20 protein-coding genes and 1 other RNA gene are annotated in these 20,964 nt (G+C 46.6%); 1 reads left to right on the top strand and 20 read right to left on the bottom strand.

Annotation, left to right across the window (positions count from 1 at the left end):
• The first annotated feature begins 129 nt into the window (after positions 1-129).
• Complete coding sequence (locus TCA2_RS06770; protein WP_047910836.1) at positions 130-2,013, top strand: S8 family peptidase; 1,884 nt, start codon at positions 130-132, stop codon at positions 2,011-2,013.
• Between the two features lie 51 nt (positions 2,014-2,064).
• Here the strand turns inward: TCA2_RS06770 and TCA2_RS26880 are convergent, their stop codons facing one another.
• The 20 genes from TCA2_RS26880 to TCA2_RS06680 all read right to left on the bottom strand — a co-directional run bounded on the left by TCA2_RS26880 (position 2,065) and on the right by TCA2_RS06680 (position 20,964).
• Positions 2,065-2,418 (bottom strand): hypothetical protein, encoded by a 354-nt coding sequence (locus TCA2_RS26880; RefSeq protein WP_047910835.1) that lies wholly within the window; start codon positions 2,416-2,418, stop codon positions 2,065-2,067.
• A gap of 212 nt (positions 2,419-2,630) precedes the next feature.
• An RNA gene (gene rnpB, locus TCA2_RS26095) (RNase P RNA component class A) lies at positions 2,631-3,040 on the bottom strand.
• Between the two features lie 62 nt (positions 3,041-3,102).
• On the bottom strand, positions 3,103-4,218 hold the full coding sequence (locus TCA2_RS06760) for a Nif3-like dinuclear metal center hexameric protein (RefSeq protein WP_047910834.1): 1,116 nt from the start codon (positions 4,216-4,218) through the stop codon (positions 3,103-3,105).
• Positions 4,194-4,964 carry a class I SAM-dependent methyltransferase gene (locus TCA2_RS06755; RefSeq protein ID WP_337999880.1) on the bottom strand — a complete coding sequence of 257 codons (771 nt, stop codon included), beginning with the start codon at positions 4,962-4,964 and terminating at the stop codon, positions 4,194-4,196. The genes TCA2_RS06760 and TCA2_RS06755 overlap by 25 nt, the downstream gene beginning before the upstream one ends.
• Positions 4,965-5,192: 228 nt before the next feature.
• Positions 5,193-6,323 carry an RNA polymerase sigma factor RpoD gene (gene rpoD / locus TCA2_RS06750; protein ID WP_047910833.1) on the bottom strand — a complete coding sequence of 377 codons (1,131 nt, stop codon included), beginning with the start codon at positions 6,321-6,323 and terminating at the stop codon, positions 5,193-5,195.
• Positions 6,324-6,367: 44 nt separating this feature from the next.
• On the bottom strand, positions 6,368-8,188 hold the full coding sequence (dnaG, locus tag TCA2_RS06745) for a DNA primase (RefSeq protein WP_047910832.1): 1,821 nt from the start codon (positions 8,186-8,188) through the stop codon (positions 6,368-6,370).
• Between the two features lie 47 nt (positions 8,189-8,235).
• Entirely contained in the window at positions 8,236-8,694 is a 459-nt protein-coding gene (locus TCA2_RS06740; protein WP_047910831.1) for a DUF188 domain-containing protein, read from the bottom strand.
• A 164-nt stretch (positions 8,695-8,858) separates the two neighbouring features.
• Positions 8,859-10,934 (bottom strand): glycine--tRNA ligase subunit beta, encoded by a 2,076-nt coding sequence (glyS, locus tag TCA2_RS06735; protein ID WP_047910830.1) that lies wholly within the window; start codon positions 10,932-10,934, stop codon positions 8,859-8,861.
• Entirely contained in the window at positions 10,934-11,815 is an 882-nt protein-coding gene (glyQ, locus tag TCA2_RS06730; protein ID WP_047910829.1) for a glycine--tRNA ligase subunit alpha, read from the bottom strand. Before glyQ ends, glyS begins: the two co-directional genes overlap by 1 nt.
• Positions 11,816-12,166: 351 nt before the next feature.
• Complete coding sequence (recO, locus tag TCA2_RS06725) at positions 12,167-12,919, bottom strand: DNA repair protein RecO (protein ID WP_047910828.1); 753 nt, start codon at positions 12,917-12,919, stop codon at positions 12,167-12,169.
• Between the two features lie 36 nt (positions 12,920-12,955).
• Positions 12,956-13,105 (bottom strand): YqzL family protein, encoded by a 150-nt coding sequence (locus TCA2_RS26515; protein WP_081872295.1) that lies wholly within the window; start codon positions 13,103-13,105, stop codon positions 12,956-12,958.
• A gap of 136 nt (positions 13,106-13,241) precedes the next feature.
• Positions 13,242-14,144, bottom strand: coding sequence for a GTPase Era (gene era, locus TCA2_RS06720; protein WP_047910827.1), 903 nt, complete (start codon positions 14,142-14,144; stop codon positions 13,242-13,244).
• 36 nt (positions 14,145-14,180) lie between these two features.
• Positions 14,181-14,588 carry a cytidine deaminase gene (locus tag TCA2_RS06715; RefSeq protein WP_047910826.1) on the bottom strand — a complete coding sequence of 136 codons (408 nt, stop codon included), beginning with the start codon at positions 14,586-14,588 and terminating at the stop codon, positions 14,181-14,183.
• Positions 14,589-14,638: 50 nt separating this feature from the next.
• Positions 14,639-15,004: a diacylglycerol kinase family protein gene (locus tag TCA2_RS06710; RefSeq protein WP_047910825.1), complete on the bottom strand. Its 366-nt coding sequence runs from the start codon at positions 15,002-15,004 to the stop codon at positions 14,639-14,641.
• The gene (gene ybeY / locus TCA2_RS06705; RefSeq protein WP_047910824.1) at positions 15,004-15,498 is read right to left on the bottom strand and encodes an rRNA maturation RNase YbeY; all 495 of its coding nucleotides are present in this window, start codon (positions 15,496-15,498) and stop codon (positions 15,004-15,006) included. Before ybeY ends, TCA2_RS06710 begins: the two co-directional genes overlap by 1 nt.
• Positions 15,499-15,584: 86 nt before the next feature.
• A complete protein-coding gene (locus TCA2_RS06700) occupies positions 15,585-17,816 on the bottom strand; it encodes an HD family phosphohydrolase (protein WP_047910823.1) in 2,232 nt (743 codons plus the stop codon).
• A 17-nt stretch (positions 17,817-17,833) separates the two neighbouring features.
• Positions 17,834-18,805: a PhoH family protein gene (locus TCA2_RS06695; RefSeq protein ID WP_047910822.1), complete on the bottom strand. Its 972-nt coding sequence runs from the start codon at positions 18,803-18,805 to the stop codon at positions 17,834-17,836.
• A gap of 6 nt (positions 18,806-18,811) precedes the next feature.
• A complete protein-coding gene (gene yqfD, locus TCA2_RS06690) occupies positions 18,812-20,017 on the bottom strand; it encodes a sporulation protein YqfD (RefSeq protein WP_047910821.1) in 1,206 nt (401 codons plus the stop codon).
• Positions 20,014-20,307 carry a sporulation protein YqfC gene (yqfC, locus tag TCA2_RS06685; RefSeq protein ID WP_047910820.1) on the bottom strand — a complete coding sequence of 98 codons (294 nt, stop codon included), beginning with the start codon at positions 20,305-20,307 and terminating at the stop codon, positions 20,014-20,016. Before yqfC ends, yqfD begins: the two co-directional genes overlap by 4 nt.
• 120 nt (positions 20,308-20,427) lie before the next feature.
• On the bottom strand, positions 20,428-20,964 hold the full coding sequence (locus TCA2_RS06680; RefSeq protein ID WP_047910819.1) for a hypothetical protein: 537 nt from the start codon (positions 20,962-20,964) through the stop codon (positions 20,428-20,430).

Genomic DNA, 20,964 nt, shown 5'->3' with positions numbered 1-20,964 from the left:
ATAACCCCTATAACTGCGATTTCCATTCCCCAGTTCATTTTCGTCAGAGCTGCAAATCATTTCGTATAAAAACTGCCTCATCTTCTCACGCTATAACTACTATTAGACAGCAGGAGGAGTACTAAAATAATGGCTAGAAGCAATTGGACATATTGGGCGATTGGCGCCGCCGCTGCCGTTCTGGTGATGACCACCCTGTTACTTCCCGGGGAAGAGAATACCGCTGAACAGCAGCAGACCCCTAATGAGCCACAGCAGGAGCAGCTGCTCAAACAACGAATCAAAGCACAGGACGTTCAAGCAACTGACCGTTTATCCCGGATGGATGCCCAAATGCATCTTCAAAAAATGCTGGAGGAATTAAAGGCTTCAGATCGTAAAGAACTGTCAGCTTATATGGATCAATTGGAAAAAACTCATAGTCACATTCATACCTTGCTCTGGATGGATCTGGAGCAAAACAAGCAGCAATCCTTCAGTATTCAGAAGAATACGGATTCATTACAGAAGAATAAACAGCTTCAAGCAAGTATTGACTCCGCCAAGCAAGCTCTTCAGAAGCATAAATCGTATGAATCCACTTCGCTTACGCTCAATAAGGATAAGTATTTTGTTCTTGGCGAACCATCTTCTGACGGCAAGCATGCGGTTATCGCAGTTATGAGTCAGCATATCCTGAATGATGTGGAAGAGCATCAGCGCCGGAACCTAAGGATGATCCCTTATCCCAAAGAAGGCAAATACAGCGTAGAATCTGTTCTTCCTAACACCTTAAAGGATATCACCGTCAAGACAGGACACGATAATCAGAACGCAAGTCATTATTATGAAGATGAGATCGTCGTTAGATTCAATGAGAAATTGACATCAGAGAAGCTTAAACAGATCGAGAAAGATATTGATCTGGATCATACGCATCAAGTTGGCCAGGCGTATGTTTTTCGATCTAAAAAGATGGATTTTGCTAAGTTGCAGGCTTATTTTAAGAACAAATGGAATCCCGTATATTCCGAGCCCCACTATTTATATTTAACCAACGAAACGGTACCTGAAAATGAGCTGGCTGACAATATTCCGAACGACCTGTTGTTCTCTCGTTATCAATGGAACCTGCCTGCGACCGAAACAAACAAGGGATGGACATTGTCCAAAGGCAGTGAGGATGTCATTGTTGCTGTTATTGATACAGGCGTAGATCTTGATCATCCTGATCTGGAAGGGCAGCTGGTCGAGGGATACAACGTTATTGATGGGGAAGCAGAGCCTTACGATGATGTCGGACATGGTACCCATGTTGCAGGAATCGTATCTGCCAAGGTGAATAATAATGAAGGTGTTGCAGGCATGACCTGGTATAACAAAATCATGCCAGTTAAAGTACTCGACCAATCCGGGTCGGGCACAAGCTATGCCGTAGCTGAGGGAATCATCTGGGCGACCGATCACGGTGCAAAAGTGATTAATATGAGCCTTGGTAATTATGCAGATGCTGAATTCCTGCATGATGCGATCAAATACGCTTATGACCATGATGTCGTCCTGATTGCAGCGACGGGTAATGACAATACCGAACGGCCTGGCTATCCGGCCGCCTATCCCGAAGTATTTGCTGTTTCTGCCACGGATGCATCTATGAACCGGGCGGACTTCTCAAATTATGGTGATTACGTGGATGTCATGGCACCCGGGGCAAGCATTGCCAGCACCTATCCGGGCAATCAGTATGCTGCCCTGTCAGGAACGTCGATGGCAAGCCCTCATGTTGCCGCACTGGCGGGATTAATCCGTTCCTATAATCCTGATCTGTCTAACGAAGAAGTAATGGATCTGATGCGCAGCAGTGTCATCGACCTGGGAGACCCGGGATACGATAAATACTTTGGCTACGGTCAAATCGATGTGTACAAGGCGCTGGAAGCTGCAGGAGCATCTGGAGAGCAGGCCCCCCTTCAGTTATGGCCTCAGAATGTTCGCGACAAGCTTGAGGATACAATCAACAGATTTATGAAGTAATAAACAAAAAGAGCAGGCGAGTTCATCTCGTCTGCTCTTTGCGTTGTTTAATTATCTACGGCCTCTTCTGTTGCGGTCATGATGACAGCCCTTGCCATGCATGCCACCCATGCCGTGATTCATTGTGCTCATGCCGCCTACACCGTTCATTGTGCTTGTTCCAGCAACACCATTCATACCATTCATGCCTGTGCTCATGCCGCCTACCACTTCTTCAGTTTCAGCAACGACCCACTCATGAACTGGAACTGGTACCGGATGATGTTTGTTAATGATTTGTACAGGGTGAATTACAGGCTGGATTTGAGGATGATAATGATTTTTCACTACATTTACAGGATCACAAACGATAGGCTTAAGAGGAGGGAAACATTTTTTCATGTGATGACCACTACGTTGAGACATATTGAACAACTCCTTTTCAAGTGATAGTATAATCTATTCCTCACTCCCTTAATGGCTTGGATGTTCGTCCATAGGTCAAATAATTAAGAAAAACGTCTATTCGTTCATATTGGCATAGAAAAAGGCGAGCTGCTACATAACAAAAAACGGTAATATGTCCTGCACTAGGCAGGCAAATTACCGTTATATCATCGCATATGCTGTGTTGCAGTTTGGAAAGTTTTACGTAAGCCGGGTTCTGTGCTCTTCGTGGTCATAACGGGAACTACCCTCCCACCACAAGCGACAATCATCTATCTAGGCCATTCATTGCTGAACAGCTCAAGCGACCAACCTAGACACACCTCGGGCTAAGGCTGCCTTCCTTACGGAAGACAGTGTCTCTTTAGGTCTTGCTCCAGATGGGGTTTACCAGGAACGAAGTCACCAGCGTTCCTCGGGGTCTCTTACACCTCGGTTCCATCCTTGCCTGTGCTAGCCATATAGCCAGCCATCGGCGGTCCATTTCTGTGGCACTATCCTTCAACTCGCGCTGACTGGACGTTATCCAGCATCCTGCCCTGTGGAGCCCGGACTTTCCTCTCGTGGCAACAAGGCCACCAGCGATTGTCTGTCAAACTTTCCGACAACATTCATATTATACTAGGACTCGCTTTATCATTCAAGTGAAATTACTGGGATCGACTATACAAATTGGAAAGGCTCTGTATTCATCTCAGATGCATGCACCTCTGTTGCATAACGGCCCTTCTCCAGCTTCTCTTTAAGCCATTTCACCGTGTTCGGCTTCATGATCTTTTCGATATTATGACCGGGGTCTATAATAGCTATCCCCGCCATCAGCGCATCCTGAGCCGTATGATAGTCAATATCGCCTGTAACTATGACATCCGCGCCTCTAAACAGCGCATGATTCACATATCGGCTGCCGGAGCCGCCAAGCACAGCGGCCTTCTTAATCTGACGATTCAGATCGCCCACAACTCGTACTTGCTTCACTTCGAACTGCTTCTTCACGATATCCACTAGCTCCTTAAGCAGAACAGGCTCAGACAGCTTGCCGACCCGTCCCAACCCAAGTGTTCTGCCCTTCATATCCATATGGTACAGATCATAAGCCACTTCTTCATAGGGATGAGCCTTAAGCATCGCCTGCACGACTTTATTCCAAATGCTATGCGGAACAATCGTTTCAATTCTAACCTCTTCTACCCGCTCCATTTGCCCTTGCTTGCCGATAAATGGCTTCGTAGCATCACCCGGAACAAAAGTGCCATATCCGTCAATATTGAAGCTGCAATGACTGTAGTCCCCGATTGCCCCCGCACCCGCGCCTAGTACGGCATCAAGCACCTTTTGGTGATGAGACTTTGGTACGAATACAACCAGCTTGTACAAATGATCCGTGTGCAGATCTTCTAGTGGTGCGACATCCTGTATACCAATCGCTTCTGCCATCCAATCGTTGATGCCGCCCTCTGCTACGTCTAGGTTCGTATGACTAATATAAACGGCGATATCATGCTTGATCAGTTTCTCATACAGCTTGCCCATCGGCGAATCGGTATTCAGCGATTTGAGTGGTCTGAAGATGATGGCATGGTGTGCGATAATAAGATCTGCTTCCAAACGGATCGCTTCTTCAACGACCTCATCTGTCACATCAAGTGCAACCAGCACTTTCTTGATTTCTTTTGCCAGCGTTCCGAGCTGAAGACCGATACGGTCATCAGGAACGGCTAGATGCTTAGGAGCAAGCTCCTCCATATAAGAGATTACGGTTTGTCCTTTTGCATACATGTGAGCACCTCCTCAATTCGTTTCAATTCCTGCTGGAGCTCCTCTGCCTTCTCTTTTGCTTCAGGAAGATCAGATTTAGATAAGGAAGTCAGCACCTTTTGGATCTTATCTATTTCGAGCTCCCATTTTTTAACGAATACAGATCCACCTTGCTCTACCAGGAATGGCCCCATCTTGAGCAGTTCGTTTGAAGTCAGCTCAATCTCATGGTCAGCTGTTCCGATCAGCTTCGGCTCATATACTTCATCATTTGAGATGTGGCTGAAATACCCGGGTACAGCTGCAATGACTTCATAGATTTTGCCGTCTTCCTCAATAATTCGTTCTGCTTCAATGACGTAGTCATTATCGAACAGCCATCTTCGCAAAATATCTTCACCAACATTAGGCTGCAAAATAAGACGTGTGACTCCCTTAAGCTTAGGCTTGCCGCGTTCCAGGATATTAGCGATCAGTGCGCCGCCCATCCCTGCGATCGTGATTGTATCCACTTCGCCGGCCTCAATCACATCCAGACCGTCTCCCCGTCTGACTTCGATTTTGGCTTGTAAACCGCTGCTTGCCACTTGTCTCTTCGCTGCCTCGTATGGGCCTTCATTCAGCTCTCCGGCAATGGCTGTGGCTGCCTGACCGCTTTGAATACAAGCGACTGGCAAGAGAGCATGGTCTGAACCGATATCGGCAAGATTCCGTCCCGGATCCATTAGATCATGTAATAGCTGCAATCTTTTCGACAATTTCAACATGCATTGCACCGCCCAACTCTATACTAAATGTAATTATTGCAAACCTAACGGTGACTTCGCGCACCAATCAGGCAATGCCACGTTTCGATGTTTGCAATCATCATCAAAAAAAGCTAAAATAATGGGTAATAAGAAATCGAAGGAAATATATCCAAAAAAAGAAAAAAACTCCTTGATCTAAACAAAAAGACCTCCTGCCGCAAGCACAGCAGAAGGCCCTTAATCTAACTATTCAAGGAAATCTTTAAGCCGTTTGCTGCGGCTTGGATGGCGCAATTTACGAAGTGCCTTCGCTTCAATCTGACGAATCCGTTCTCTCGTTACACCAAACACTTTACCTACCTCTTCAAGTGTACGTGTACGCCCGTCATCAAGCCCGAAACGGAGACGCAGGACGTTCTCTTCACGTTCAGTGAGTGTATCAAGTACATCCTCTAATTGCTCCTTCAGCAATTCATACGCAGCAGCATCAGCCGGAGCAAGTGCTTCCTGGTCCTCAATAAAATCTCCGAGATGAGAGTCGTCTTCTTCACCGATCGGTGTTTCAAGCGACACAGGCTCTTGCGCAATTTTCGTAATTTCCCGTACCTTTTCCACACTTAGGTCCATCTCAGCCGCGATTTCCTCCGGTGTCGGTTCGCGCCCTAGCTCTTGCAGCAGTTGTCTGGACACTCGAATCAATTTGTTAATGGTCTCCACCATATGAACAGGAATCCGAATGGTACGAGCCTGGTCAGCAATTGCACGAGTAATCGCTTGACGAATCCACCAAGTTGCATAGGTACTAAATTTAAAGCCTTTATTGTGGTCGAACTTCTCCACCGCTTTAATCAGACCCATATTCCCTTCCTGAATCAGGTCAAGGAAGAGCATGCCGCGGCCTACATAACGCTTGGCGATGCTGACAACGAGACGTAAGTTGGCTTCAGCCAGTCGACGTTTCGCTTCCTCATCTCCATTCATAATTCGCTTAGCGAGTTCAACTTCATCGTCTGCCGACAGCAACGGAACACGTCCGATTTCCTTCAAGTACATGCGGACTGGGTCATTAATTTTGATACCAGGAGGAAGACTCAGATCATCATCAAAATGAAAATCATCACCTTCTTTATCCTCAGAGTCATCATTAGGCCGTAGTGGGTTATCATCATCACTCTCATTTACCACATCAATTCCTAAATCACTAAGCTGTTCATAGAACTCATCCATTTGCTCAGGGTCTTGATCGAATGGAGACAGCTTCTCCATAATCTCTTTGTAATTCAAAGACGACCTCTTTTTGCCCTGTTCAATCAGCTGGTCTTTCACTTGATCCAGCGTCAATTCTGTTTCTAGTTCAGCATGCTGATCATTCGCCATACTTCGACTCCCTCCTCCCTAGAAACATGGTATGATAATTACAATCATTGTCTCTCTAGGGTTATAATCTCACTTGCGATTTGTGCTGCACGCAAAAAGTCTCCGGATCGTTCGGCAGCAATCATTTCCTCTTTTTTAGAATCGATCTGCTGTAATACCGGATACTTTAATACCTCTTTAATACAATCATCCAGTGCTCCGTGATCCCACTGCTCAGGCGCATCCATCATGGAAATGGAGCTTACCGTTTTCTCAAGACGATCGTCTTGAAGAGATAACATAAACATCCTTAAATCCGGCGGTTTGCCTTGCGCGTAATAAGCATATAGATAAGCAGCGATAGCTGCATGATCGCTAATGTTAAAGGCTTCACCAAGACGTTCACCAACATATCTGGCCGCCTCATCATCTTGAAGCATCCAGGACAGAAGCCTTCGTTCGGCCGTATGATAGGCAGGAAGTAAATTAGGTGTAGGAATCTGCCTATTTTGTTGCCTACCATTATTCCACCTTTTGTCGTTATTATCCCCATAATGCTCGTTTTTTTGCATTTGCTGCCTTTCGAGATTGCATTCCTGCTTCAATGTCTCAAAATCCACATGCACTTCGGAAGCAAGCTCCCGCAAATACACCTCTCTCTCTGTGGGAGAAGAGAGTGGAGCAATCAGCTTGATGGCTTCACGCGAATAAGCAATTCGGCCACCTTCTTCTAGCAGTATATGGTTTTTTTTCAAGTTTATAAGTCTAAATTTTATCGGTGGAACAGCACCTTCAATGATCTGATGAGTGAAGCGGTCTCCACCATGCTTGCGAATAAATTCATCAGGGTCTAAACCATCTGTCAGGAGCGCAACCTTTGCTTGAATCCCTGCCGACTCCAGGATCGGTAAATTCTTGAGTGCGGCAGCTTGACCGGCGCGATCACCGTCATAACAGATAATTACCTCATCACTGAGAGATTTAAGCATACGGGCTTGATTTTCCGTCAGGGCAGTCCCCATTCCGGCAACCCCATTCTGGATTCCATGCTCCCAAGCAGAGATCACATCGCCGTAGCCTTCGAACAGTATAGCTTGTCCTTTCTTGCGGATCGAAGCCTTCGCATGATCCATATTGTAGAGGACACGACTCTTATTAAAGAGCCTCGTCTCCGGCGAATTAAGATACTTCGGCTGACCATCACCCATGATTCGGCCTGCAAAGGCAATGATTTTGCCACTGCTGTTCTTAATCGGGAACATGACACGGTCTCGAAACCGATCTACATACCCTTCGCCTTCATTACGGGCTGATATTAATCCGCCCTTCTCCATTTCAGCAAGCGGAAACTCTCGTTTCGTTAGAAACTGCACAAGTGTATTCCAACCGGCCGGAGCATAGCCAATCTGAAAATGGTCAATCGCTTTGTCATTCATACCCCGATTACGCAAATATTCAATTGCTGCCTTACCGTACTCCGTATTCTTCAATAAATAATGGTATAATTTAGCAGTAAGCTCATAAGCCTGCAGCAATCGTTCTGTTTCAGGATTATGATGTGCGACATCACGCCCTTGCCACTCCCCAAGAGGAATATGGCTCTCTTCTGCCATCGTCTTAACAGCCTCGGGAAAGGTTAATCCTTCGATTTCCATCCTGAATTTGATGGCGTTGCCTCCCTTGCCGCAGCCGTAGCAATAGAAGATTTGGCGTTCTGGTGTAACCGTAAAGGAAGGGGTATTCTCTGAATGAAATGGACAAAGCCCTTTCATATACTTACCTTGCTTGGTCAGATGTACAAACTTACTTACCGTGTCGACGATATCATGTTGACTCAGCACTGATTCGATAACACTTTCCGGTATGTTACCCTGTCCGGCACTCATCTTAACCACCTTCATCTCTTTAACACGTAAATAATTATTCGCTAAACTTACACAATCTCCTGCAAATCCTTCAAAAGATTTGTCAGTTTATGTTGAAATAACTTCCTGTCCTCATCTGTCATAGGCCTTGGACCCTTGCCATACTGGCCTCTCTTCCTAGCCTTCGCGTGCGAATGCCGAGTATCGAGCAAAAAATCAATATCCTGATCGTCGATTATTCTGCCTCGGAATGTGATTACGCTGCAGGATTTGGCCAGAGCTAAGGCAGCAAGTCCATAATCCTGGGTTACAACAATATCTTGTGCCTTGATATGATTAGCAATATACAGGTCAGCACTTTGGTCACTCCGGTCAACATGTACGATCGTAGTTCCTTCCCCGCCTTCGAGCCGATGGTCGTAGGAGGACACCATAAGCACATGAATCTGAAATGATGCTGCGGCAGTCTGAATTTCACGTTTTACGGGACATGCATCCGCGTCCACCACAATTTTCCTATGCAATATTCATCACCTGTCCGGGATATTATTATATACGCCTTCGTGCATCGTAATTCCTGCTCTAATCTCCACATGGAAAATAAAGGACAAATACGGAACGGAGCCTATCCCCCGTTCCGTATATTTATTTCTTACCGCATTACCTTTTTAAGCTAATATCAGGAATTTAATTACCAGACGAGCTTAGAAAAATCCGCAAAGGACTTCAAGTCTTTGTCAATGGATGCAAGAAGACCCAATCGATTGGCTCGAATGGCTTCATCTTCAGCCATAACCATAACAGAGTCGAAGAAGGAAGTGATCGGCTCTCTCCATTCAGCTGCAATGCTCAGCGCCTTCTCTGCATCTCTCGCAGCCAAAGCCTCGCGATAAGCCTGCGCTGTGGAGCTCCATGCTTCATACAATGTACGTTCACCTGCTTCGACAAAAACCTCCTCCGTCACAGAGGCATTGGATGCCTTGGCTGCAAGGTTGCCTACACGGTTAAACGAATCTACGGTCGTTTTAAATTCAGCAGCTGTCTCCACCGTATTCGTCAGTGCCGTACCACGGTTTACGACAGATACGATATCGTCATACCCCGCGCTGATCACTGCATCTACTACATCATAGCGCATCGTTTCAGACAGGAGCTTCTTAACTCGAAGGGCGAAGAACTCCTGCAGATCCTTATGGATATCATCCTTGGAACGCTTCATTACTCGCATGTTCTCATGAATTTCGATTCCGATCTCAAAAATCTCATCAAGTGTAATCGGCAGCCTATGATCCAAGGCGATCTGTACAATACCTGCGGCTTGACGACGCAGTGCATACGGATCCTGAGAACCGGTAGGAATAATGCCGATAGAGAAGCATCCCACAATCGTATCTATTTTATCCGCTATGCTTACAATTGAACCTACAACAGAAGCAGGGACAGTATCAGAAGCGCTTCTTGGCTGGTAATGCTCAAATACCGCTTTAGCTACTTCAGGGCGTTCGCCAGCACGCAGTGCATAATCTTCACCCATGACACCTTGCAGTTCAGGGAATTCATACACCATCTGTGTGACAAGATCGAATTTGCAAATATCCGCTGCCCGGCTAACCAGCTCGACTTGATCCGCAGACACCTGAAGCTTGGCTGCAAGCGTATCAGCGATCTTGCGAATACGGCGCACCTTGTCTCCGACCGTACCGATCTCCTCTTGGAATACGATGCTTTCAAGCTTGGAGAGTGCATCCTTGATCTGCAGCTTCTGATCTTCCTCGTAGAAGAACTTCGCATCAGACAGACGGGCACGCAATACTTTTTCGTTCCCTCTTGCAATGACGTCAAGGGATTCTGCTCCCCCATTGCGAACTGTAACAAAATACGGCAGCAATTTGCTGTTCTCGTCCAGAACCGGGAAGTAACGCTGATGCTCTCTCATCGAAGTAATGAGCACATCCTGAGGAATATCCAGGAACGATGCTTCAAATGATCCATAGAGCACAGTCGGAGTTTCAACGAGAAACAGTACTTCTTCCAGCAAATCTTCTTTAATCGCAATCGTCCAATTCTTCTTAGCGGCCAAAGCTTCGATCTGACTCACTATAAGGGCACGACGCTCTTCAATGTCAACAATGACATGCTGTTCACGAAGGGCCTCTGCATAGGCAGACGGCTCTGAGATCGTCGTGTCGGAACCAAGGAAACGATGTCCTCTCGATACATTCCCTGACTTCACACCTGCAATCTCAATGTCGACAACATCCGAACCGAACATCGCCACGATCCAGCGAATAGGTCTAACAAATTTCAAGTCATACGAAGCCCAGCGCATAAATTTAGGGAAGGTCATCGCATGCAGCACCTGAAGCAGTCCGTCAGCAAGCACCTCTGAAGTCTGGATACCTTTACTGCTCTTCGTAGCATAGATATATTCTACGCCGCCCAGTTCTTTGAATGTAAACTGCTCCGGATCTACACCTTGGCTTCTTGCAAAACCAAGTGCAGCTTTACTCCAGTTTCCGCTGTCATCGAGCGCAATTTTACGGGAAGGACCTTTAACTTCTTCCTCTACATCCTCCTGCTTCTCAATAACGTCTTTGATGATAACAGCCAAACGACGTGGAGTGGCATAAGCCAGAACTTCTCCATGAGTAACTCTTACACTGTCCAGCCATTTAACAAGCCTGTCTTCGAGCTGATCAATTGCTCCCCGAACAAAACGTGCAGGCACTTCCTCAAGACCGATCTCAAACAATAAATCTCTAGACATTATTGTGCACCTCCTTGTTTGAGCAGCGGGAATCCAAGCTTCTCGCGTTCCTCCAGATAGGTAGCCGCTACTTGTCTAGCCAAATTCCGCACTCTGGTAATATATCCTGTGCGTTCAGTAACACTGATTGCCCCTCGTGCATCAAGAAGGTTAAACGTGTGGGAACATTTAAGAACATAATCGTAAGCTGGGAATACCAAATGCTGATCCATCGCTTTTTTGGCTTCTTCCTCGTACATATTGAACAGCGTGAACAGCATGCGCACATCGGATACCTCAAAGGTATACTTGGAATGTTCAAATTCCGGGTGCTTAAATACGTCGCCGTATGTAATGCCATCAACCCATTCTAGATCAAATACGTTGTCTTTATCTTGAATATAAGAGGCAAGACGCTCCATACCGTACGTAATTTCGACGGAAACTGGATGCGTTTCAATACCGCCTACCTGCTGGAAATAAGTGAATTGAGTGATCTCCATTCCATCCAGCCATACTTCCCAGCCTAGTCCTGCACAGCCAAGTGAAGGGTTCTCCCAATTGTCCTCAACAAACCGGATATCGTGCTTCTTAGCGTCAATGCCAAGAGCCTGAAGGCTCTCCAGGTAGATCTCCTGGATATTATCTGGTGAAGGCTTGATGATCACCTGGAACTGATGATGCTGGTACAGTCGATTCGGGTTCTCTCCATACCGGCCATCCGACGGCCGTCTAGAAGGCTCTACATAAGCTACCTTCCAAGGCTCAGGACCGATCGAACGCAGGAAAGTCATCGGATTCATCGTTCCGGCGCCTTTTTCCGTGTCATAAGGCTGGACAATAATACAATTATGCTGTGCCCAGAAATCTTGCAGCGTCAATATCATTTGCTGAAAGTTCATTTCATTTCTCTCCTTTGCAAGGTGAATGATTACAAGAAGCGCAAGGACAGCAAAAAGCCCCCGTCCTACGCCTGATGTTCAGACATAGGGACGAGAGCTACTCCCGCGGTTCCACCCTACTTGACTGCACTCTGTCGAGCACAATCCACTTTTCCGTATCCATTTCATGCTCACGAGTGCCATTTCCTAAACCAGACCTGCCGGACTTCCACCATCTCCGACTCGCTCATTAGCCAAAGGCCCTTTATCTAGTACTTTCTCGATCAACACATGTCTCGTAAAGAGATATTACTATGAATAATAGCTTATATGTCAGGTCGTTGTCAAGCTGGGCACAACGGTATTACACCATTAGAAGCCGTATTTGTCCATTTGATCGAGAAAATTACGGGATTTCAGATTGAGTCCAAGCTGCTGATCCATGAAAGCTCGCATAATCTTCTTTATCTCCAGCTTGGTCTCATCGCGAACAGAGACGTTACCCAGACGCTGCAGATCGACCAAGGCAAATAATCGAAGCAGCTTCAGCGCCCTTGGTGAAATGGACATTGCAGGCGGATCGAAATGCTTGCACGCTCTGCACAGTGTGCCCCCGAGGCCTGGACTTATAAAGTATTCCTCGTCCGGTCTTTCTCTTCCGCAGGATATGCAGGCCGTTAATTCAGGCGCATAACCAGCGGATTGCAATATTTTCATTTCATAAAGAGATATAATAACAGCGGGATCTTTATCCTCATTCAGTGCCGTAAGGCATGCCTTTAATTGCTTAAACCAAAAGCTTCCCGTCTCCTCATCCTGCAGCACACGATCGAGCAGCTCACAAGCATAAGAAGCATAGGCAGCTTTGACGATATCTTCACGCAGCAAATGGTGAGATTCAATAATCTCACCTTGGTTTAACGTTCCGAGCCCGTGATTGCGAAAAAATACATATTCTCCGTGAGTGAAGACCTGTGTCAACGCGGCATGTCGGCTTTTCGGTTTCTTGGCTCCACGAACCAGAACACCTATTTTGCCTCCACTTTCGGTGCAAAGCGTAATAATTTTGTTCCCCTCACCGTAGTCCATACTGCGGATGACGATGCCTTCCAGCCTATATAGCATGTCTCATCCCCCAATAGAAAGTCATGCTGTACTCTTTTAAGATTCGGTCTGAAATTCATCATAAGCCTCTCCCTCTGCGTCAGCTTCTGCCCCTGCTTCCCCCGTGCATGCACAGGATTCCTTGTATAGCAGATAGGCATCGACATCTCCAGTCTTTGCAAAATACGTCCACGAAAAATCTCGCACAAGTATTCATCCTCTCTTCGGAAATGACGTGATAAGCATCTACGAATAGGATGTGCAGGGCTGTTGTTTCTATGCGATACATTAACTGGAATTGCTTGCTGACGAGAGGCTGGGCTGACATGCATGATGACCGAAATTATGCGTCCCGATGGAAACCTAAATCTTTAAGTACACGCTCTTGATTACGCCAATCCTTCTTCACCTTTACCCACAGCTCCAAAAATATTTTGGAACCGAGCAGTCTTTCAATATCTTGTCTGGAACGCTTTCCGACCTCTTTGAGCAGTGAGCCCTGCTTGCCGATAATAATTCCTTTTTGCGAATCGCGCTCTACGAAAATGACAGCAGATACCTGCACCGTTCCATTCTCTTGCACGCGCATATCCTCAATGGTGACGGCAATGGAATGCGGCACTTCCTCACGAGTCATATGCAGAATTTTTTCACGAATGAGCTCTGCAATGACAAATTGCTCCGGGTGATCTGTAATCTGATCGTCAGGATAATACTTCGGACCTTCAGGCAAATACTTTTTGATCTGATCCATTAGTGTATTGACATTATTTCCGAATTTGGCTGAGATCGGCACAATTTCTGCAAAATCAAGCAGATTGCGATATTGATCAATGAGAGGTAGCAGTGCTTCAGGCTCTACCTGATCAATCTTGTTCAGTACGAGGAACACAGGCGTCCGGACATTTTTGAGCTGTTCGGCAATAAAGCGGTCCCCGCCGCCCATGCCTTCAGAAGCATCGACCAGAAATAATACGGCCTCTACTTCGGAGAACGTATTAAATGCCGTTTGATTCATGAAATCTCCCAGCTTGGACTGACGTTTATGAATTCCGGGTGTATCCAAAAATACGATCTGGTTATCCTCTGCCGTATATACCCCGTGAATTTTGTTACGCGTAGTTTGAGGCTTATCCGACATAATGGCTATTTTTTGCCCGATGACTTGATTCATCAGCGTGGATTTTCCTACATTGGGTCTGCCAATGATGGCAACAAATCCGGATTTAAAAGCGGTTTTAGACATATTTTCCTCCAAAAAGGGTCAATACCCTTATCCTTTTTATGCTTTCTCCAGAGCTTCCGGTCCAAAAGCGCCGGGCAGCAGCTCGCTAATCGTGGTCTCCTGAATTTCGCCCTTGAGGTTACCCAGGTATACAGGCATATTGCTGTCACACAGTTCCAGTATAACCTGCCGGCATACCCCGCAAGGTGCAATAGGGCCTTCCGTGTCGCCTACGACAGCCAGTGCTTTGAACTTGCGGGGAACATGACCATTCGCAATCGCACTGAACAGTGCGGTACGCTCTGCACAATTGCTCGGACTATAAGCTGCATTTTCAATATTACATCCATGATATATATACCCATCTTCTCCTAATAGCGCAGCACCTACGCCAAATTGGGAATAGGGAATATAAGCTTTCTTTCGTGCTTCAATCGCTTCCTGCATGAGCTGATGTGCATCCATATTTGTACCTCTTTTCGATTATTGTGGACTTATATGACGATAGATATGAATTACATAATCCATCTGAAGAAGGGTTTAAGGTAAACAAAAAATCCGATAATGACGGCAAAAACCGCCGCCAGCAGTACAGCTCCGGCAGCGGTATCTTTGGCGGCTTTGGCCAGCGGGTGAATCTCAGGGGATGCAAGGTCAACAACGAGCTCAATCGCTGTGTTGAGCAGCTCGGTCACCATTACAAAACCTATTGCCATACAAACGAACATCCAATCCGTACGTGAAATATCCAGAAGCCATCCGGCAGTAACGGCGATGAGAGCAAGAACCGCATGAACCCGCAGGTTCCTTTGGGTTCTAAAACCATACATCAGCCCTTCCATCGCATTTCGGAATACATCCACTATGGACCGTTGCTTCATTAGCGTGTCAACCCGACACTTGCCAAGACAGCTTCTTGTTTACCCATCATTTCCGCTTCGCTCGTTTCATCCTGATGATCATACCCGAGCAGGTGAAGAAAGCCATGCACGAATAAAAATCCAAGCTCTCTTTCCACAGAATGACCGTATTCCTCACTCTGCGCGATGGCCGTAGGGACTGAAATGATGATATCGCCAAGTACATCTGGAACGTCCATTGATTCGCCTTCCTCGAGCTCGTATACAATATCAAGCTCTTCATCCAGCGTTTCATTCATCGCAAATGAAAGCACATCGGTAGGACGGTCAATTCCACGGTACTCCTTATTCAGCTCATGAATTTCCTCATCATCGACGAAGGTAAGGGCAACCTCACCTTCATCTACCCCTTCCATCTCGGCTGCTTTTTCAAGCAGCTGAGTGAGAAGGGAGATCAGCTCGTCACTGATATTATATTGTTCTTGATTATTATCCCATGCAAGCTGCACACTCATATGGCATGCTCCTTTGTTTCAATGAATGATTGAATCCATTTCATAACTGCAGAGCTAAAGGTATTATGAAATGGATTCGATGTGTATTAACTTTCTTTTGGCTTCTTAATCTCTTCAGGATACTCAATTCTCGAATGAAAAATCCCCATGACCGTCTCTTTCAGCGTCCTGGAAATAATATCAAGCTCCCTCATGGTAAGGTCACAGTCGTTAAGCTGATGATCGTCCAATCGACTCTTAACAATCTTCTCGATCATGGATTCAACCTGATCGACCGTAGGTTTCCGAAGTGACCTTACTGCAGCCTCCACACTGTCAGCGATGCCTACAATGGCCGCTTCTTTGGACTGAGCCTTAGGTCCCGGGTATCTGAAATCTTCTTCCGTAAAATCCGGCTCTACGCCAGCTTCTTCGGCCTGCTTCAGCGCCTTATGATAGAAATAATGGAGGAACGTTGTCCCATGGTGCTGCTCCGCAATATCTCTTATTCGTTTAGGAAGCTTGTAATCCTTCTGCATCTCCACACCGTCTCTAGCATGCGAAATGATAATGGACTTGCTAAGCTTCGGATCCAGCGTATCATGCGGGTTCTCCATATTATTCTGATTCTCGATAAAATAAATCGGTCTCTTCGTTTTGCCAATATCATGATAATACGAACCGACTCTGCATAGCAGCCCGTCTGCACCAATCGCTTCTGCAGCAGCCTCTGATAAATTACCGACCATTACACTATGATGATAGGTTCCTGGAGTTTCTGTCAGCAGCTTACGCAGCAGCGGATGGTTCGGGTTCGACAGCTCCACCAGCTTCAGCGCTGACAAAATGCCGAATAAAGATTCGAAGAATGGCATCAGTCCGATGGCAAGGACAGCCATCAGAATACCGCCAGCAAAAGCAAAGCCTACACTGTACATCGCTGCCGTACGATCCCATTCTGCATTACCAAGGATGGCCAGCATGAACACAACGAGCGAGCCGATGAGTGAAACGATGATACCGCTCTTGAGCAGGGTCGAGCGCTGACTCGCCTTATCCGTTGCAAATATAGCTGCAAAGCTGATAATAATCGTAAACATCCCAAAATTAAAATCAAAATTCTCGTTCAGCTGTGTATTCAGAATAATGCTGCTCAGTATGCCGAAAATAATAGCACACACGTAAGCGAGCGGAATATCCAGCAGCAGCGTAATCAACATGACACCAATCCCTACGGGAGCCAAATAGCCGACATAGGCACGGTTATCATTTTGTAAGAAGCTGACGATGTGCATGCACCCGATCGTAATTGCGAAGATGCAGAACAGCATCAGAAGCTGAGCGTTATTGTATTTGAATTCTGGACTGCTGATTTGTTTCATGTAGATCATAATTCCAAGTGACAAACCAAACGATAAGAGCAGCAATCCAAGCTGAGGCCAATAGTTGACTTCGTCGCGAAGCAGCTTGTTGTCTTCCAATAGCTTGTACACTTCTTCGGTAATAATCTCACCTTTGGCTACAAGTGTTTCGCCCTCTTCAATGAAGACCTGAGGTGTGTTCTCTCTTGCCCTTGCCTTGGCTTCCTTCGTTGCTTCTTCATCATAGAACTTGTTTGCCGTTATAACAAACCGAGTAAGCTCCTGTACGACCTCACGTGCAGTTCTATCCGTCAAGGAGCTGGTATTCACCATCTCAGCTACCTTGGCTCTCGGAGTTGAAGCATCCGTAATCTGATCAACCATCAATCTCGATACGAGCTCACGGGCAACAGGCTTCATTTCCTGAATCTGTTCCGAGGACAGCCGGGCAATCTTGATATACGTTTCCTCCGGTATCCGGTAGGACTGCTCCTGAGTTACTCTATGAATCTCATCAAGAAGTGCATCCGAATAAGTGCCTGTTCCCCGGTTGTTGTTGATATAATTCGTAATCGAATCACTAAGTCTTTGGGGAATTTCATCCTTATAGATCCCAATTTTATCTTCTCGGGAAATATCATCCTGATTGAGCCTGTCAATCCGGTCCAATATGGAGGTCACTAAGTTCTCATTTCGTAAGGATACAATCTGATAAACCGGCTGAACGGCTTCTGCCGCTTCCTCAGCTGCAATCGCTCTTGCCTGATTATCCTGGATCTGCATCGGAGCCTTAATTTCCTTCTCGCTGCGAGTTCCCTGCGCAATATCGTATCTTTCAGGCAGAAGACCAGGAGCCAGACTGACGTAAAACAGAATCATCAGAAACAAAAACAGAAGATAGCGGATCCCTCTGCTATTCTTCCATCCAAGCTTTCTATTCTGAAAAGATTTGTCCTTCGACAATTCCTTAAGGGTCATCCCACGACAATCCCTTCCTATTCTTGATTTTCGGCGGCTCGGTCATATGCAGTAATAATTTTTTGTACAAGTGTGTGCCGCACGACATCCTGCTCAGTAAAATAGACAAAACCGATCTCTTCTACACCTTCGAGAATTGCCTTAGCATCAATGAGTCCTGATTTTTTCCCGCGGGGAAGGTCGATTTGCGTCACATCACCGGTAATGACCATCTTTGATCCAAAACCAAGCCGTGTCAAAAACATCTTCATCTGTTCCGGCGTTGTATTCTGCGCCTCATCGAGAATAATGAATGAATCATCAAGTGTTCGTCCACGCATGTAAGCAAGCGGAGCGATCTCGATCAATCCGCGTTCAAGCGCTTTGGCCGTCTGATCGGGTCCCATAACGTCATACAAAGCATCGTACAAGGGTCTAAGGTAAGGATCCACCTTCTCCTGCAGATCACCTGGCAGGAAGCCGAGGTTCTCGCCAGCCTCCACGGCAGGACGCGTCAGCACAATCCTTTTGACAGAGCCTTCCTTCAGCGCTGCAACCGCTAGAACAACAGCAAGATACGTTTTACCTGTACCTGCCGGGCCAATGCCGAACACGATATCACGTTTTTTGATCGTCGTTACATAATGCTTCTGGCCAATCGTCTTTACTCGAATCGGCTTGCCGCGATATGTATTCGTAATCTCACCTTTAAATAGATCAAGAAGCTGATCTGCCCGCATATCCTTAGCAAGTTCAATGGCGTACTGGACATCTCTTTCGGATAAGATGTGGCCATTCCGGATCAACGCAAGCAGCACCTCAAACAGCTGTCCCATGATCTCTACTTCTTGTTCCTTGCCTCTAATTGTTATTTCTGCTTCCCGGGAGTCGACAGTCGCCGGAATCTGCGATTCCATCATCTTAAGAAAAGCGTCCTGTGGTCCAAATAACGACTGCCCTTCTCCCGCGTTCTGAAGCGAGATTCGAATGCTGTAATTATTTACTGACAAATAGCCTCATTCTCCTTGACTTGGACTTGGGTTATGAACGAGCGGAAGCTCTTCCGCTATACTTTCTTCTACTTCGAAAAGCACTTTCATATAAACTTTACCATTCTCTTTCTTCTCATGCAAAATTTTTTCGCTTATAACCTTCGTTCCCTTCCCATTTTTCGCTAAAATATCGTTTTTTGCCGCTGTGATTCCATATTGCTTAGCCTCTTCCTCACTCGGAGTAAGCTCTCTATAATTCGTCTCCCTGTCGGTCTCCGTCATCCAGCCAATCGGCAGCTTGAACGACCTCCACATAAGCGGCTCAACATCCGTGATCGTCTCGTATTTACTGTACGGGGTTTTATCATACCCCCAATACTGAATCGCCCAGTCGCCAATGACGATATATCTCCGTTCCTTGGATTCACCTGAATAAGTGACCTGCTTCTGAACGAGCGGCACCTCAATGTTATATTCGTGCCATACGAGTCCCTTCACATCACCCTTGGCTACAACCAATTCACTGTTCTCCTCGTCACCCAGAATGCCGGAGATGAGAACAGCCCCTTTTTTAACACGTGTATTCTTCTGTACTACAGGCCGACCCTGCTCAGCATAAATTTCTGTAATTACCGCATCTGCTTTGCTCACAATATGCCTGGGACTTAACAAGGGCTGCTTCTCAGGCTCGTCTGCCTCGACAACTTGTATGGTGAATTTGGTCCCTTCCCGGTCCACTCCGATCCATGCCGCAGCCGGCAGCTGCTTGATCAGATCTCTAGCCAGCTTGTCCTGCGTCGGGAGCCGAAAGGACCACTGAAACGGATACAGCCCCTCTTGTTTGGCTGCAGCCAGAATCTCTTCCTCCGTTATTTTCACATTCCCCTTCACCTCTACATCCCATACAAGCGATGACATCGAGAACAAGATGGCAAAGAACAGAAAGGCCCCCGCAACAAACATCTTTCTTCTAAGTAATCGAGCCAGGAAAAAAGGAAAGCCGATACGCTTCTTCACACGAACACGGCAGCCTGTCCGCCGTAAAAGCGGGCGCAGCTTGAAGAAATCCCGAAGTAGAATATTCATGCTGGCGCTGCTCTCACCTATCGAACGAATCTCCCAAACCTGAAGACCTCTGACAGCCATCTGGTTAATCATCGCTTCAAGGTCTCCACCCAGGAGAACAATATGAACACTTCCTCTTAAGTTAGCTAGACTCGGCGTCTTCATTTTTCATCCCCCGTTCCCAGGTACTGTATATTCGTAATTCGCCCTTCCACTGCTACTTCTTCCGGGAGAATGGTGCGAATCATCAGATTATTCCCGCTGATCTCAAGCCTCCCGCTTGATAAATCCAGCACGAGCCGTTCTTCAGAGAAGTGAACCACACCGCGATGATTCTCTATGTATAGCTGATTACTTCCAATCAGGGTTAGCCTGGGCGTATCAAAAAGAACATCCTGCGGCAAATCGAGTACTTCGCTGGTCCATTTGCGCAAATTGCGGCTGATTCGGGTCATTGGGCTGGTCTTCCCCCTTCCTGTACTCTAAACCATATGCAGTGAAATTCCGTTTTATGAAAGCATCGAAACACAAAAAAGCCGTCTTTTCTCATAAGAGAAAAAACGGCTTAATCTGCCTTATTTCCGCTGCCTCGTAAAGGACTGCTTAGCACGCGGCGGCCCTAAGATCTCTGCCCATATGATTCCTTTACGGATCTCATCTGAGCTTAAAGGGGCATCGTTCTTATTAGACTCTGTTGCCGGCGCAGCAGCCTGCATCCTGGAGGCACCCTGACGCTGAGACTGACGCTGAGCCTTATGCTCCAGCTTCAGCCTGGCACGCTCCATACGCATCTTCTCGACTTCAAGCTCTCGCAGCTTACTCTCAAGCGCCTCATTCTGAGCTGCAGCATATGCAGGCTGAGGCTGATTGGAATAAGGAGACGAATCATCCTCGTAAGCCTCATCCTCATCTTCTTCATCGTCTTCCTCATACCTGGAATCAGACTGATGTTGCTGCTGACGAGTGTCCTGAGCAGGATGGGGACGTGGAGCCCTCTGAGAAGGATGCTGTTCGTCATTTGGCTTCTTACTTTTTCCTATAAAGGATACCAATGCGAATATAGCACCCAGCACAAAAATGAAGTTATTCATCACCCATTCGATAAGGTTCAT

Origin of the sequence: Paenibacillus sp. TCA20, from assembly GCF_000732325.1 — a bacterium.
Lineage (GTDB): Bacteria > Bacillota > Bacilli > Paenibacillales > Paenibacillaceae > Paenibacillus > Paenibacillus urinalis.
This window is presented reverse-complemented; position numbering and strand designations above follow the sequence as displayed.